Origin of the sequence: Ureibacillus xyleni (assembly GCF_900217795.1) — a bacterium.
In the GTDB taxonomy this organism is placed as follows: Bacteria; Bacillota; Bacilli; order Bacillales_A; family Planococcaceae; genus Ureibacillus; species Ureibacillus xyleni.
The window spans coordinates 34809-49848 of the sequence record NZ_OBMQ01000018.1 but is presented as its reverse complement, the minus strand read 5'-3'; the positions used below and the strand labels follow the sequence as shown (position 1 = coordinate 49848).

Genomic DNA, 15040 nt, shown 5'->3' with positions numbered 1-15040 from the left:
TGCAATTTTTTAAGCAATAAAAGTTGGCATGGTTTTTGCTTTATATAGGATGAACAGATTTTTAAGGAGGTCTAGAGTATGTCAAATCAATTAAAAGGTGTATCCAACCAATTAATCAACGAATTAAATCTAGAAAAACATGATCTTACAAAAATGATGTATGACATGATTCTTATTCGAAAATTTGAAGAAAACTTAAAGCAACTATATCAACAAGGTAAAATACACGGCACCATGCATCTTTGCATCGGCCAAGAAGCAACAGCAGTTGGAGCGTGTTTCCCACTAACGAAGGAAGACAAAATCACAAGTACACACCGTGGCCACGGACACAGTATTGCAAAAGGTACAGACGTTAATAAAATGGTCGCTGAACTTTTAGGGAAAGTAACGGGCTACTGTAAAGGAAAAGGTGGCAGTATGCATATTGCCGATATGGAAGTTGGTAATCTTGGGGCAAATGGGATTGTGGCAGCTGGTCTACCATTAGGCACAGGTGCAGCACTAACATCCCAAATGAAAAAGTTAGGCTATGTGGTTCTTTGTTTCTTTGGAGATGGTGCGACAAATGAAGGCGCATTCCATGAATCTCTTAACCTCGCATCTGTTTGGAATTTACCAATTGTATTCTTCTGTGAAAACAATCTCTACGGTATGTCAGGCTCTATTAAAGAGATGACAAATATTGAATCCATTGCCGTTCGTGGAGCTAGCTATGGTATTCCAAGTGAAACAATCGATGGCAACGATATTTTAGAAGTCATTAAAGCAACGACTGCAGCAGTAGAGCGTGCTCGTCACAACAATGGGCCAACATTGATTGAGGCCAACACGTATCGTTGGGAAGGTCATTCTCGAAGTGATGCCCGTAAATATCGTACGCGCGAAGAAGAAAAAGAGTGGAAAAAATCAAACGATCCAATTGAACGCTTTAAAACGGTTTTACTTGAAAATGGCATCATCACAGAAGATGACTTTGCCGAGCTAAATGAAAAAGCAATCAAACAAATTCAAGACGCGGTGGAATTTGCGGAAAGCAGCGAAAGCCCAAGTTTAGATACATTAATGACAGATATTTATGTCTAGAAAGGAAGAAGGCAAATGAGAGAAATTAGTTATTCAGAAGCAGTAAGAGAATCTATGTCGCAAATGATGCGTGAAGATGAAGACGTATACATTTTAGGAGAAGATATCGGCGTTTATGGCGGTGCATTTGGTGTAACAAGCGGGATGATCGATGAATTTGGCCCTGAACGCGTTCGCATTACCCCCATTTCAGAAGCGGCAATCAGTGGCTGTGCTGTTGGTTCTGCCATGACAGGGATGCGCCCAATTTTAGAAATCCAGTTTTCTGATTTTGTTGTGATCGCGATGGACAACATCGTTAACCAAGCAGCGAAAATGCGTTATATGTTTGGTGGAAAAGCGAAAGTGCCAATGGTCGTCCGTTTACCAAGTGGCTCAGGCGCTGGCTTTGCGGCTCAACACTCACAAAGTTTAGAAGCATGGATGACGCATATTCCTGGATTAAAAGTAGTTCAACCTTCGAACGCTTATGATGCGAAAGGGTTATTAGCTGCAGCCATTAAAGACGATAACCCAGTAATGTTTTATGAACACAAAATGCTTTATAACGTAAAAAGCGAAGTACCCGAAGAACTATACGAAATTCCATTAGGTGTCGCAGATATTAAGCGTGAAGGAAAAGATGTCACAATTATCGCGACAGGCTTAATGGTAAATAGAGCCCTTGAAGCAGCAGAACAATTAGCAGCTGAAGGGATTGATGTGGAAGTGATTGATCCACGTACATTAGTGCCACTCGATGAAAAAGCAATCTTACAATCTGTTAAAAAGACTGGTAGAGTGTTAGTCGCATACGAAGCGGTAAAACGTAATGGATTTGGTACGGAAATCGTGAGCTTAATCGCAGAAAGTGATGCGTTTGATTATTTAGATGCCCCAATTTTACGATTAGGTGGCGCAGAAGCACCAATTCCTTATAACCCAGAACTTGAGAAAGCGGCAATCCCTCAAGTACACGACATTTACCAAAAATGTTTAGAACTCTTAAATCGATGAGAGGTGAAAAATAATGGCGACAGAAGTACTGATGCCAAAATTAGGCGCAACGATGGAAGAAGGAATTATTGTTAGTTGGATGGCAAACGAGGGCGACTTAATTGAAGAGGGTGACCCAATTGCGGAAATTCAAACCGATAAAATTGTCCTTGAAGTAGAAGCAGAAACAACAGGTTATTTACTAAAAACATTATTCGAACCTGGCACAACCGTTAATGTACACGAAGTAATCGCTTACATGGGGGATGAAAACGAACCTGTTGAAATCTCTAGCACGGCGGTAAGTGAAGCACCAGCACCACAAGTAGTACTAGAAAATGATGCTAAGCCAAGAAAAACGCCAGCTGCTAATAAATTAGCGAAGGAAAACAAGATTTCCCTCTCCTCCATTCAAGGAACAGGACCGAACAATCGTATCCAACGTAAAGATGTAGAGGACTATTTAAAACAACAATCATCTTCTATTACACCGTTAGCGAAGAAAATGGCAGAAGATTTACACGTTTCACCAAACGAAATCACGGGCACAGGGCACAATGGCAAAATCACAAAACAAGATGTGCTTGCTTCTACACAAGTACCAACAATTGTAAAAGAAGAAACACAATCAAACGTGACAAAAACACCTTTAAAAGGCATGCGAAAAGTGATCGCAGAACGAATGGCGGAAAGTTATTATACTGCCCCACACGTGACGTTAAGCGTAGAAATCAATATGTCCGAATGTGTGGCTTTACGCAAACAGTTAATCCCAATCATTGAAAAAGAAACAGGTCATCGCCTTTCCTATAATGATTTGATGATTAAAGCGGTTGCGCATACATTATCAAAAAATAAATCGTTAAACATCTCCTTACAAAAGGATGAAATTTACCAATATGAAGATGTGAATGTTGGATTTGCGGTCGCTTTAGACGAAGGGCTAGTTGTTCCAGTGATAAAGAATGCCGACAAAATTGGGCTATCAGGCATTGTGAACTCTAGTAAACAACTAGTCTCGAATATTAAAAGCGGCAAACTACATCCAGAGTATTTCGAACAAGGCACGTTTACGATTAGTAATTTAGGAATGTATGCAGTGGATACATTTAACCCAATTATTAATCAACCGCAATCCGCCATTTTAGGCGTTGGTCGAATTGTTGAGAAACCGGTTGTGAAACATGGCGAGATTGCGATTGACCCAACGATGCAACTGTCTCTATCTTTTGACCACCGCATCATTGACGGAGCACCAGCAGCACAATTCTTAACGGATTTAAAAGATTACCTCGAGAATCCAATGAAAATGTTAGTTTAAAGGGGTGAAAAGATTGACGACTTATGATGTAACCATTATTGGTGGCGGACCGGGTGGCTATGTGGCTGCGTTGCGGGCTGCTAGTGAAGGTCTAAAAGTGGCACTAATTGAAGCGGACCATTTAGGAGGGACATGCCTAAATAAAGGCTGTATCCCTTCTAAAACGTATTTAAAAAACGCAGAACTCCTTGAAGACATGAAACATAGTGAATCAAGAGGAATTTTCGTAAAACATGTGGAGTTATCACTAGACGGCTTAGTTGGCTTTAAAAACAACGTCCTGAACAATTTAAGAGGGGGAATCAGCTCCTTACTTAAGGCAAAAAAAGTAGATGTCTTCAATGGATTCGGGACAATTAAAACCCCTACTGAAGTTGAAATCCAACAAGCTGATACAGTAAATTCCATCTCCACAAAACATATCATTGTGGCAACCGGCAGTAAACCTTCCATTCCTAAGATTGAAGGATTAGAAAATGTTCCGTATCACACTACCGATACCATTTTTGAACTCACACAAATCCCATCTTCCCTTGTGATTGTTGGGGGTGGTGTGATTGGTGTTGAATTGGCCAATGCATTTAACAGTTTCGGCTCAAACGTAACGATTGTGGAATATAGTGACCGAATTATCCCAATGGAAGACCCGGAAACTTCCAAATTACTTCAAAAACATCTGAAAAAAAGCGGAATCAAGATTTTAACGAACGCACTACTGAAAAAAGTAGAAAACAATGGCGCTACAACCTCTTTAACAATCGAGGAAAATGGCACCAAACAACAAGTGCTCGAAACGGAAGAGTTACTTGTCGCAGTAGGTAGAACTCCAAATCTATCTGCTACACAAAACGTAAATATAGAGCAAAATGGCCCGTTCTTAAAAGTAAACGACCACTTACAAACAAATATCGATACTATCTATGCGATTGGCGACGTGATTGGTGGTTATCAACTTGCCCATGTGGCGAGTGCAGAAGGCTTAAATTGTATTGAAAACATCCTGGGTAAGCCAAAAAAGATGGATTATAGCATCATCCCACGCTGTATTTATACCAATTTACAGATTGCAAGTGTCGGCTACTCGGAACAAGACTTAAAAAACCAAAACATCGATTATAACGTGTTTAAATATTCGTTCCAAGGAATCGGAAAAGCGCAAACATTAGGTAAAACAGATGGCTTTGTCAAACTATTTACGGATCCGAAATATGGAGAAATATTGGGTATGTGCATGATAGGTCCGAATGTAACAGAATTAATAAGCCAAGGTTCTGCTTTTATGCACCTTGAGGGAACTGCCTTTGAAATGGCGGAAATGATCCAACCCCACCCTTCCCTATCAGAGATTTTTATGGAAGTGGCGAACTTAAGTATTGGGAAAGGGGTGCATTAACATGAGCCAACATTTATTCGATTTACAAAATCAAAACATGATTATTACAGGCGGCGCTCAAGGCATTGGATTTGAGTTTGTTAAAGCATTTAAAGAAGCTGGTGCCAACATTGTCGTTCTTGATATTTCAGACAAAGTGGAGAATCTACAAGAGCTAAACGTTGACTATATTCAATGCGACTTAATGGAAATCGAAAAAATCGAAGCAACGTTCCAACAAGCCGCTAAAAAGCTAAATGGAAAAGTTGATATTTTAATCAACTGTGCAGGCATTATTAAACGTAGCCCAGCAGTAGATGTTCCGTTAGATACATGGCAAAGAATCTTTAATTTAAATGTTACATCCTTGTTTGAATTAAGCCGATTAGCTGCACGTGTAATGAAAGAACACGGTCGAGGGAAAATCATTAATTTAAGCTCGATTGTATCCGTAATTGGGGCTTATCATTCATCCCCATATTCTGCGAGTAAAGGCGCCGTCCTGCAATTAACAAAGTCTTTATCCAATGAATGGGCATCTTACGGAATCCAAGTAAACGCCATCGCTCCAGGATACATTTTAACCGATATGAATACAGACATTTTAAACAATCCAACGAGAAAAGCAGAATTTGAAAAACGCATCCCTGCGAATCGTTGGGGAAGTCCTCAAGATATCGTTGGTACAGCACTATTCTTAGCAAGTCCAGCGTCTGACTATGTGACAGGCGTCTTAATTCCAGTGGATGGAGGGGTATTATCACGATGAGAAAAAACCTATATATTAATGGCCATTGGGAAGAGGGAGAAAACTATAGCGAATTAAAATCTCCGTATTCTCGTGAAGTCATTGCAGAAATCGCTCAAGCAAGTACAGTACAAGTGAATAAAGCCGTGGATTCAGCTCAAGAAGCATTTAGCAAAATGAAACGTCTCTCTTCTTTTGAACGCTCCACAATATTAGATCAACTAGTCAATCTATTAACGGCAAATAAAGACAAAGCTGCTGAAATCATTTCACTAGAATCGGCGAAACCTTTAAAGTTCTCGATAGCTGAAGTAGACCGAACAATTGAAACATATAAATTTGCGGCTGAAGAAGCAAAACGCATTTCGGGTGAAGTGTTACCGATTGATGCGGCGAAAAATGGGGTCAATAAAATTGGCTTTACCATCCATGAACCAATTGGCGTGATTGCGGCCATTACACCGTTTAACTTCCCAATGAACTTGGTGGCACATAAAGTAGGTCCGGCGATTGCGGCTGGAAATACAATCGTATTAAAACCTGCATCCCAAACACCACTATCTGCTATCTTTTTAGCGGAATTACTTGCTCAAACAGATCTGCCAAAAGGTGCTTTTAACTTAGTCACTGGTAGTGGAAGAGTGGTTGGGGATGCATTAGTTGAACATGAAAAAGTGAAAATGGTGACCTTCACAGGAAGCCCTGAAGTGGGGAAAAACATTAAAACGAAAGCTGGACTAAAACGCGTTTCACTAGAACTTGGGTCAAATGCTGGACTTATTATCGATAAAGAGGTGGATATAGATTCCATCATTGATAAATGTGTCAACGCAGCTTTCTCAAACCAAGGGCAAGTTTGTATTTCACTACAACGCATTTATGTTCACGAACAAATTATCGAAGAGTTTACTCGTAAATTTAAAGAAAGAACGGACCAATTAGTGCTTGGTGATCCACTTGATATCAACACAGATATTTCCGCATTAATTAGTGAAGGCGATTTATCTCGTGCAAAAACGTGGATTGATGAAGCGATTACGGAAGGTGCCGTTTTAACAACAGGTGGAGTCATTGAAAATCAAGTGTTAAGACCAACGATTCTATCAAACGTTGGCAACACGTCAAAAGTATCTTGCCAAGAAGCATTTGCGCCGGTTGTAACGGTCAACAAAATTTCAAGCGTTGATGAAGCCATCCAACAAATCAATGATTCCATTTTTGGCTTACAAGCGGGTATCTTCACAAACAACATTGCCAATGCCTCTCAAGCGATCAAACATTTAGAAGTAGGTGGTGTCATCATTAATGATGTACCAACATTCCGAGTAGATCACATGCCTTATGGTGGCGTAAAAGAAAGTGGCAACTGCCGTGAAGGGATTAAGTACGCAATCGAGGAAATGACAGAGCTTAAGCTTGTTGTTTGGAATCATAATTAAAAGTAGGTGATTAATATTAACATCTATGGCATTTTGGGTAACCCTTTAGAACATTCATTATCACCATTATTGCAAAATGATACGTATAAAAAGAATTTCATAGATGCCGAGTTTCAGAAATTCCAAATCCAAGAAGAACATTTCGAGCAAGAAATGGTAAAGTTAAAAGCTCAAAATGTAAAAGGGTTAATCGTCACAATACCATATAAAGAAAAAATTCTTCCTTACCTCGATGAATTAGATAATACTGCGAAAAACACGGGTGTTGTCAATATCGTTCACAACATCAATGGCAAATTCGTTGGGTTTAACTTCGATGGGAAGGCGTGGTTATCTGGGTTACTGCAATACTTCCATTTAGAAACCATAGATCACAAGAATGTACTTATAATTGGGTTTGGTGGAGCCGCAAAATCCATCTATTTCGAGCTATTGCAGTTTAACAATCTCACTATTGATATTGCAAATAGATCAATTGACAAAGTGAAAAATAGCATCAGCACATACCGTCAGATTTTCACCTTAGAAGAAGCAGAAAATCATATGGCAGATTACGATCTGGTCATTCAAACAACACCTATTGGGATGTGGCCAAATATTGACGAATCCCCCGTCCATTTTTCTAAAATCAAACAAGGCGCGATATTCTCAGATATCATTTACAACCCGCCTCTTACTACTTTTTTAAAAAACGCAGCCCAATTAGGTGGTCACGTACAAAACGGATTAAGTATGTTGGTCCAACAAAATCATAAAGCCATAAAGATGTGGTTTCAAAAAGAAGTCAACTACGATGAAATGCTAAGTTTAGTTAAAAAATTAGATTAATGCCTTCACTCCCCCTAATGTGAAATAGATAATCTAAAAAATATTGATAAATCGCTTACTGTCATAAAAAATTACCCTATGAATATAGAAGAAATCCCCATCGCAAAGGTAGATCCCCCTACTTTTGCGATATCTTTTTTATGCAATATGTAAACGTAATACTGAACAGTAATACTTAAATGTAATACTTAGATGTAATACTTAAACGTAATACTTAAATGTAATACTAGATTGAAATACTTACCTAAAGTGACTATGGAATTAACCTCCAATCCTTTTCTATTTTCAGTAACTTTTTTTGGTCATTCACTCATTTTAAGAATTCTTCATGATGAAAAGGAAGGGATTTTGATGGAGAAAAATCATGGAAAAATATGGACAGGCCCATTTTTTGTAGCACTATTTAACAACTTCTTTTTATTTATTGTTTATTATGCCCTACTAACCATTCTACCGATCTATATTCTGAACGACTTAAACGGCACAGAAGGACAAGCTGGGCTAGCCATGACCATTTTTATGCTTTCTGCGATTATTGTCAGACCTTTTTCAGGTAGAATCATTGAGGTTTTTGGAAAACGAAAAACGCTTCTCATTTCCGAGTTACTATTTTGTCTATCAACGATTTTATATGTTTTTATCGATTCTCTCTCTTTACTTCTTGCCCTTCGATTTTTTCATGGTATTTGGTTTAGCATTGTCACAACAGTGTTAATTACCGTTGTAAATGATATTATTCCAGATAGCCGTAAAGGTACCGGACTTGGTTATTTTGCGTTGTCTATGAATTTAGCGGTAGTATTTGGCCCACTGATTGCACTGACGATTTTCCAGCTATATTCGTATAAAGTATTAATTCTCGGTTTAGCTACTGTTATTGTCATTGGCTACCTATCTGCCTTTACCTTAAAAGTTTCGGAGTATTCAATAGAAACCTCAACTGCGAAGTGGTATCGAATGTCCTTACATGATCTCTTTGAAAAAAAGGTTATTCCATCTGGGGTTGTAGGGTTTCTAACCGCCTTTGCTTATGCGAGTATTATGTCCTATATTTCTGTGTATGCAGAGACAAGAGGTGTATTTGAATCTGTTAGTTTATTCTTTATCGCCTTTGCGATTGCAATGATGGCGGTTCGTCCTTTTACAGGGAAAATGTATGATACGAGGGGTCCTAATGCGGTCGTTTATCCTTCCTTTATCTTTTATGCGGCCGGATTAATTCTATTAAGTACCATGCATACGGTTTCGACCTTACTAATCGCAGGCGTACTCATTGGCATCGGTTACGGTTCGGTAGTTCCTTGTTTACAAGCATTAGCCATTCAATCGGCACCAAAACACCGAAGCGGTCATGCAACGTCAACGTTCTTCACCATTTTTGATTCAGGGATTGCCATAGGTGCCTTTGTGTTAGGGATTGTTTCCGCAAAATGGAGCTATTCCTTGTTGTATATTGTATGCGGTGTGATCATCTTCTTCACTATTCCAGTGTATTGGAGATTAATAGGTGGAAAAAAAGGGATACGATATAGCGAATCTGTTTGTAATCATCAGGAGTAAAGTTTATGGGACTTCAGTTTAAAGTTTCTCGCTTTATAAGATAGTTTACATAGAAAGGTATTCCTTCAAACTTATAATCTATACAAAAGGGGGCTGTCTTGTAAGTCCTAAAAAAATAGGTTCTAGGGTGCGGCACCTATCGGACAGTCCCTTTCTTTTTTAAAATTCCTTATTTAAACAGTTAGGAATCGACTTACCATTCTTATACATCAAAAATATAATCCATAAAACGATCATTTAATTCATATGTTTTTGGTCTTTGTTTGACTAACGTTACAATCCCTTGCTCTTTATATAGTTCCATCGCTTTATTAATCTTATGGTCAGAGAAATTAGTAATTTCCTTGATTTCTATATACACTGACACTTTTCGCTCGAAAGTATTGTCCATCAGGTTGCTTATCTTTTGGAATTTCATCAGCTACCAAATCATCATACAACTTTCGGAAATCCTCTACTTTTGTGAATGGCTCCAATTGGTCTATATACTTGTATAGCTTCATCATTCCAATAAAACGTTTCTTTGAAGCTGTTTTAGACTCCCTAATATGCTCAAGTACATTCGTTAATTCTTCTTTCGTACTACGTATACCCTCAATCTCATTATTACTTTGTGCTTCATTGACAATTAACTTTTGGAAGTATGGTTCTACCGCAAAGGGTGGTAATTGGCTAATATAACGTTGGATTTCGCCACTATTCATTAATACTTTTTCGTATAATTGCAAACGGAGGTATATTGACAAAAAATAACGTTTCTTCTTGATTCATGACATTCCCTTTTCGGAATGGCCTAATCGTTAAATCCGTTACATAACTTCCATAATCGTCAATACGTTTTTTATATTCTTCCAAAAATTTTTCTTTTCCGTATTTATAAAAAAACTTCGATAATTTCTCATAAGCCACGTTAAATACCCCCCTTAATCAAAAAATCCACCTTTTTTTGATTTAATATTAACAATAAGGATGAATTATAATTTTTTAAGGAAGGCCACTCCTATCAATTTAGGAATTGATTGATTAATTGATTTAGTGCATTCACATCAGGATTTTCCACTTTCTCATTATTCACGCCATATTGCTTTTTCAGCGCCATAATTCGTTCAACACTTTGATTTACTTTTTGTTGTGAAATTTCGCCATTCTCAACAGCGGTTTTTAAAGAGGTGAACACTTTTTCCACATTTCGATAATCATGCCCTACTAAAATGATGTCGCTTCCTGCCTTTACTGATTGTACTGCAGCCTTGCCAATATCATAATGATTGGTAATAGCGCCCATCGTCATATCGTCCGTGATAATGACACCCGTGAACCCAAGCTCTTTTCGCAGAACATCCGTCATAACCGCTTGTGACATCGACGCTGGTTGACTTTTATCTAACTCAGGCAATAAAATATGAGCCACCATCACCACATCTGCCCCTTCACGAATTGCACGTTCAAAAGGAATTAACTCTAGTTCTCTAAGTTCCTCTAAGCTTTTATTCACAATCGGGAGTTCGAGATGAGAATCCACCGATGTATCGCCATGGCCCGGAAAATGTTTAATGGTAGGGATGACATTTTGCGACGCTATGCCCTTCATCGTTTGAATGCCGAGGTTACTAACGATTTCCGCATTGTCCCAAAAGGAGCGATCCCCGATAACTGGGTTGTTTGGGTTGCTGTTAATGTCAAGAACAGGGGCAAAATTAAGATTTAAGCCAAATTCTTTTAGTTCATGTCCTAAAAATGTTCCTATTTTATAAGAAAACTCAGGATTATTTATCTTCCCAATCTGTTTATTTGTAGGAAAATGAACAAGTCCCCCCGGCAATCTTGTGACCCGTCCTCCCTCTTGGTCCGTACTTAATAACAGCGGTAAATTCGATTGGTTTTCCGTTTTTATTTGATTCACCAGTTGAACAGTTTGTGTTGGTGTTTCGAAATTATTTTCGTAAAAAATAATTCCCCCAACATGGAATTTACCTATTAAGCTTTTTGTATTGGTGTCCATTGTGGTACCAGAAATGCCTGCAAGAATCATCTGCCCAATTTTTTCTTCTACGCTCATTTTAGAAATGGCTTCTGAAAATTCCGACCGTGTATAGAGTGAGATATGGTCAACTTTCGGATTTGGTTGTTGCTCGGTTACTATTGGCAAAACCCACAACAATTCCGTGGATGCCGTTACTTGATAGACAAGTATCATTTGGTCATGTGTTGAATCTTTATAATAACGAATTTGGTCAGGCTCTCCGCCAATTTTCTTCACATCCATGAAAGAGATTGTTTGCAAGTTTGCATCATAAGACCGTATATCATTCACAATGTCACCTGCATAGCCGATTGTTGAAGAATGGCTTTTGTATTCCTCATACCTACCTTTATCCGTTTCTGAAATATTTTGTGCTGTTCCCCACGCTTCATTTACTTCCATCCAGCTGGTTTTGCCTGAAACAAAGGGAATGTTCGGAACCTTACCTTCCTTAGATAGGAAGAACGTTTCCTGAACGAATTTTTCCGGATTGTGATCCAACGTTTCTTTATCAGATGGAGATGTGATACTTGGATTTTCTACCTTCCCGCTACTGTTTTCTTTCAATAGATAAACGCCAATGAGCAAGACTAGAACGATCAGTAGCATTATAAAAAGAAGGAACTTATTACAGGGTGTGGTTTGTTTTTTCATTTTCGAGTTCCCTCTTTCCTTTATTATCTAGTCTTACTATAATACAACCGATTTAAATGTAATACTTAACATCGGAACGTTTCAAAGTTTTTTTGGCGACGTAATTTCCACCTAAAAAAACCGATTCCTTAAAAAAGGAACCCACTTTTTTCTTTTATTATCAGCTGAATTTAATTAGTGATTTCTAATCAGCTCAACAAAATATTGCATAATCGTAACATCCTTCGTTAACTCAGGATGAAACGAACAACCTAAAAAATTCCGGTCCCGTGCTAGCACAATTCGCTCTTCATACTTCGCTAGTATTTCTACATGTTCGTCTACAGAAATAATATGTGGAGCCCGAATAAAAACTGCTGGAACCACCTTTTGTAACTTCGGAAGGGTTATGTCACATTCAAAACTATCCACTTGTCGACCAAATGAATTACGTTCAACCACAACATTCATTACCCCAAGATGTGGATCCTCATACCCAACAATCTCACGTGCTAGTAAAATAAGGCCTGCACAAGTCCCGAACATCGGTAACCCTTGTTTAGCTAAGTTTTGGATAGGCTCTAGTAAATGAAAACGATCTAATAATTTTCTTATTGTTGTACTTTCTCCACCAGGTAATATGAGTCCATCAATACCTTCTAAATCGCTCGGTTTTTTGATGGCAATCGCTTCACAACCAACTGCTTCAATCTGATAAATATGTTCTCTTATCGCACCTTGTAATGCAAGGACGCCAATCTTTTTCATCTTACCAACCTCGCTCTTGCATACGTTCTTCAGCCGGAAGTGTTGCAATCTCAATCCCTTTCATCGGAGTGCCGAGTTCTTTGGAAATTTCAGCGATTAGCTTATAATCCTTGTAGTGTGTTGTGGCTTCGACAATTGCACGTGCAAATTTTTCAGGGTTTTCGGATTTAAAAATACCTGAACCAACGAATACCCCATCTGCTCCAAGCTCCATCATTAAAGCAGCATCTGCTGGTGTTGCCACTCCCCCTGCCGCAAAGTTCACAACCGGTAAACGTCCTAATCTCTTAATCTCACCTAATAATTCGTAAGGTGCTCCTAATACTTTGGCTTCTGTCATTAATTCATCTGTACTCATACCAACCACTCTTCGGACTTGTGCATTCACTTTTCGAATATGACGAACGGCTTCTACAATATTTCCTGTACCCGGTTCGCCTTTTGTCCGAAGCATCGATGCCCCTTCTCCTATACGGCGAGCCGCTTCCCCTAAGTCACGGCAACCACAGACAAATGGAACCGTATAATCACTTTTTAATAAATGGAACTCTTCATCTGCCGGTGTTAATACTTCACTTTCATCTATGTAATCTACACCCATTGCCTCTAACACGCGCGCTTCGACAATATGACCAATCCGTGCTTTGGCCATTACTGGAATGGACACTGCATTCATTACTTCTTCAACAATTCGGGGATCTGCCATACGCGCTACGCCGCCAGCTTTCCGAATATCTGACGGAACCCGCTCTAGCGCCATTACTGCTACAGCACCAGCTGCTTCTGCAATCTTTGCTTGTTCTGCGTTCACAACATCCATGATAACGCCGCCTTTTTGCATTTCTGCCATCCCACGTTTTACTCTTTCAGTACCTAGTTGTTTCATAAAATTTACCTCCCTTGTAATATTTCCTAGTATATGGAATGTTGACTATATTAAAATAGTCAATTTTTTAAAAAATAACATGGTCAGTTTTAAAAAATAAGGGCACTTCGAGGGTTTTCTAGCAATTTAAAATTGCATTCCCTTTACTCGCAAAAGTAGAGTTTTGAAAGGTAGAAATATGCGAAGTAGAACTTTGTTATTTCTACCTTTGCAAAGAAGTGACCTGGGACCTAAAAAATGAGCCATTTTCTTATTGATTTATACAGTTCGACTTTATATAATCAAACTATATAGTTGAACTGTATAAATATTTTGGAGTGATTCATAATGGAGTTAACTAAATATTTACCATTAACAGAAACTACGTACTACATTTTATTATCCTTACTCGAGCCTGCCCACGGTTATATTATGATGCAGAAGGTTGAACAACTAAGTAATCAAAAAGTGAAGATTGCGGCTGGTACCATGTATGGCGCAATTGAAAATTTACTGAAGCAGCAACTCATTCAAGCCGTAGAAAGCACAGATAAACGACGAAAAACCTATGTCATCACTGAAAAAGGAAAAGATGTATTGCAACTCGATTGTGAACGAATGAAACATATCGTCAATGTGACTGAAAAATTGCTTTCGCCAATTGGAGGGATTGAAGATGTATAGGTTAAAATTTTTCATCGACTTTGAAAAAGAGGAACAATGGCTCAATCAAATGGCAAAAAATGGTTACCATCTACAAAGCACCTCTTTTGGATACCACTTTCAACGAGGGAAAGCTGAAAATGCCATTATTAAAATCGATTTTAGGAAATTCAAGAAGAAAGAGGATTTTATTGATTATTGTACATTGTTTGAAGATAGTGGTTGGAAACATCTCGCAGGTACAAAAAATTCAGGGATCCAGTACTTTCAAAAAGTTGATTCCTCCTATGAGGATGATATTTTTTCTGATGCTTATTCGAAAGCTAGTCGCTATAAACGCTATGCCAATACGTTTTTTGAATTGGCGATCAGTTTTATTCCGCTGTTAATTGTATTTTATTTGACTGATATCATTGATCCTAAGGCACTCATAAATCCAAAAGAGCTGTATTTAACGCCTGGTCTATGGGCGAAAACCGGAACCTCTTTTTGGTTCTCCTTCCTATTTGAAACACCCTTTGCCTTAATGAGAGGGATCGCCTGGTCATTTATACCGGTGACCATTATTTTATATTTATTCTTTGGCTATAAATCAAACAAACTTTATTTACAAAATAGAGAATAGTGACATGATTAAACGAGATAACAATCCTCCTGTTATCTTGTTTTTTTTAGATTCCGCATAATTTTAATCGCCCCCCCCCCGGAATTCTCTAAAACCAAGTATAGGTTATATCACACGAACCAATAATTTTATCG

The 15040-nt window shown here is 38.4% G+C and carries 15 protein-coding genes; 10 read left to right on the top strand and 5 right to left on the bottom strand.

The window, feature by feature from the left end; all coding sequences use genetic code 11:
* The first annotated feature begins 153 nt into the window (after nucleotides 1-153).
* The 8 genes from CRO00_RS18510 to CRO00_RS18475 all read left to right on the top strand — a co-directional run bounded on the left by CRO00_RS18510 (nucleotide 154) and on the right by CRO00_RS18475 (nucleotide 9329).
* The gene (locus CRO00_RS18510; RefSeq protein WP_237658479.1) at nucleotides 154-1086 is read left to right on the top strand and encodes a thiamine pyrophosphate-dependent dehydrogenase E1 component subunit alpha; all 933 of its coding nucleotides are present in this window, start codon (nucleotides 154-156) and stop codon (nucleotides 1084-1086) included.
* Between the two features lie 15 nt (nucleotides 1087-1101).
* A complete protein-coding gene (locus CRO00_RS18505; protein WP_097075158.1) occupies nucleotides 1102-2082 on the top strand; it encodes an alpha-ketoacid dehydrogenase subunit beta in 981 nt (326 codons plus the stop codon).
* 13 nt (nucleotides 2083-2095) lie between these two features.
* A complete protein-coding gene (locus CRO00_RS18500; protein ID WP_097075157.1) occupies nucleotides 2096-3382 on the top strand; it encodes a dihydrolipoamide acetyltransferase family protein in 1287 nt (428 codons plus the stop codon).
* Nucleotides 3383-3386: 4 nt separating this feature from the next.
* Nucleotides 3387-4775, top strand: a complete 1389-nt coding sequence (gene lpdA / locus CRO00_RS18495; RefSeq protein ID WP_337189426.1) for a dihydrolipoyl dehydrogenase — start codon at nucleotides 3387-3389, stop codon at nucleotides 4773-4775.
* A gap of 1 nt (nucleotide 4776) precedes the next feature.
* Entirely contained in the window at nucleotides 4777-5523 is a 747-nt protein-coding gene (locus CRO00_RS18490) for an SDR family NAD(P)-dependent oxidoreductase (RefSeq protein WP_097075155.1), read from the top strand.
* Nucleotides 5520-6941 (top strand): aldehyde dehydrogenase family protein, encoded by a 1422-nt coding sequence (locus CRO00_RS18485; protein WP_097075154.1) that lies wholly within the window; start codon nucleotides 5520-5522, stop codon nucleotides 6939-6941. The genes CRO00_RS18490 and CRO00_RS18485 overlap by 4 nt, the downstream gene beginning before the upstream one ends.
* Before the next feature lie 6 nt (nucleotides 6942-6947).
* Nucleotides 6948-7769 carry a shikimate dehydrogenase gene (gene aroE, locus CRO00_RS18480; RefSeq protein WP_097075153.1) on the top strand — a complete coding sequence of 274 codons (822 nt, stop codon included), beginning with the start codon at nucleotides 6948-6950 and terminating at the stop codon, nucleotides 7767-7769.
* Nucleotides 7770-8120: 351 nt separating this feature from the next.
* Complete coding sequence (locus CRO00_RS18475; protein WP_097075152.1) at nucleotides 8121-9329, top strand: MFS transporter; 1209 nt, start codon at nucleotides 8121-8123, stop codon at nucleotides 9327-9329.
* Between the two features lie 332 nt (nucleotides 9330-9661).
* On the opposite strand, the gene CRO00_RS18470 is transcribed toward CRO00_RS18475, so the two are convergent.
* The 5 genes from CRO00_RS18470 to pdxS all read right to left on the bottom strand — a co-directional run bounded on the left by CRO00_RS18470 (nucleotide 9662) and on the right by pdxS (nucleotide 13639).
* Entirely contained in the window at nucleotides 9662-10057 is a 396-nt protein-coding gene (locus CRO00_RS18470) for a Fic family protein (protein WP_161946742.1), read from the bottom strand.
* Nucleotides 10026-10238, bottom strand: a complete 213-nt coding sequence (locus CRO00_RS18465) for a hypothetical protein (RefSeq protein ID WP_097075150.1) — start codon at nucleotides 10236-10238, stop codon at nucleotides 10026-10028. The genes CRO00_RS18470 and CRO00_RS18465 overlap by 32 nt, the downstream gene beginning before the upstream one ends.
* 94 nt (nucleotides 10239-10332) lie before the next feature.
* On the bottom strand, nucleotides 10333-12006 hold the full coding sequence (gene nagZ, locus CRO00_RS18460) for a beta-N-acetylhexosaminidase (protein WP_097075149.1): 1674 nt from the start codon (nucleotides 12004-12006) through the stop codon (nucleotides 10333-10335).
* 174 nt (nucleotides 12007-12180) lie between these two features.
* Complete coding sequence (gene pdxT, locus CRO00_RS18455) at nucleotides 12181-12753, bottom strand: pyridoxal 5'-phosphate synthase glutaminase subunit PdxT (RefSeq protein WP_097075148.1); 573 nt, start codon at nucleotides 12751-12753, stop codon at nucleotides 12181-12183.
* Nucleotide 12754: 1 nt separating this feature from the next.
* Nucleotides 12755-13639: a pyridoxal 5'-phosphate synthase lyase subunit PdxS gene (gene pdxS / locus CRO00_RS18450; RefSeq protein ID WP_097075147.1), complete on the bottom strand. Its 885-nt coding sequence runs from the start codon at nucleotides 13637-13639 to the stop codon at nucleotides 12755-12757.
* Nucleotides 13640-13966: 327 nt separating this feature from the next.
* On the opposite strand from pdxS, the gene CRO00_RS18445 reads away from it, so the two are divergent.
* Together CRO00_RS18445 and CRO00_RS18440 are read left to right on the top strand one after the other, a co-directional pair.
* Complete coding sequence (locus CRO00_RS18445) at nucleotides 13967-14302, top strand: PadR family transcriptional regulator (RefSeq protein WP_097075146.1); 336 nt, start codon at nucleotides 13967-13969, stop codon at nucleotides 14300-14302.
* Nucleotides 14295-14906 (top strand): DUF2812 domain-containing protein, encoded by a 612-nt coding sequence (locus tag CRO00_RS18440; RefSeq protein WP_097075145.1) that lies wholly within the window; start codon nucleotides 14295-14297, stop codon nucleotides 14904-14906. The genes CRO00_RS18445 and CRO00_RS18440 overlap by 8 nt, the downstream gene beginning before the upstream one ends.
* Nucleotides 14907-15040 lie beyond the last annotated feature (134 nt).

Coding starts and splice junctions, on each gene's coding strand:
- CRO00_RS18510 (WP_237658479.1), top strand. CDS start 154: ATGATGTATGACATGATTCTTATTCGAAAATTTGAAGAAAACTTAAAG.
- CRO00_RS18505 (WP_097075158.1), top strand. CDS start 1,102: ATGAGAGAAATTAGTTATTCAGAAGCAGTAAGAGAATCTATGTCGCAA.
- CRO00_RS18500 (WP_097075157.1), top strand. CDS start 2,096: ATGGCGACAGAAGTACTGATGCCAAAATTAGGCGCAACGATGGAAGAA.
- CRO00_RS18490 (WP_097075155.1), top strand. CDS start 4,777: ATGAGCCAACATTTATTCGATTTACAAAATCAAAACATGATTATTACA.
- CRO00_RS18485 (WP_097075154.1), top strand. CDS start 5,520: ATGAGAAAAAACCTATATATTAATGGCCATTGGGAAGAGGGAGAAAAC.
- CRO00_RS18475 (WP_097075152.1), top strand. CDS start 8,121: ATGGAGAAAAATCATGGAAAAATATGGACAGGCCCATTTTTTGTAGCA.
- nagZ (WP_097075149.1), bottom strand. CDS start 12,006: ATGAAAAAACAAACCACACCCTGTAATAAGTTCCTTCTTTTTATAATG.
- pdxT (WP_097075148.1), bottom strand. CDS start 12,753: ATGAAAAAGATTGGCGTCCTTGCATTACAAGGTGCGATAAGAGAACAT.
- pdxS (WP_097075147.1), bottom strand. CDS start 13,639: ATGAAACAACTAGGTACTGAAAGAGTAAAACGTGGGATGGCAGAAATG.
- CRO00_RS18445 (WP_097075146.1), top strand. CDS start 13,967: ATGGAGTTAACTAAATATTTACCATTAACAGAAACTACGTACTACATT.
- CRO00_RS18440 (WP_097075145.1), top strand. CDS start 14,295: ATGTATAGGTTAAAATTTTTCATCGACTTTGAAAAAGAGGAACAATGG.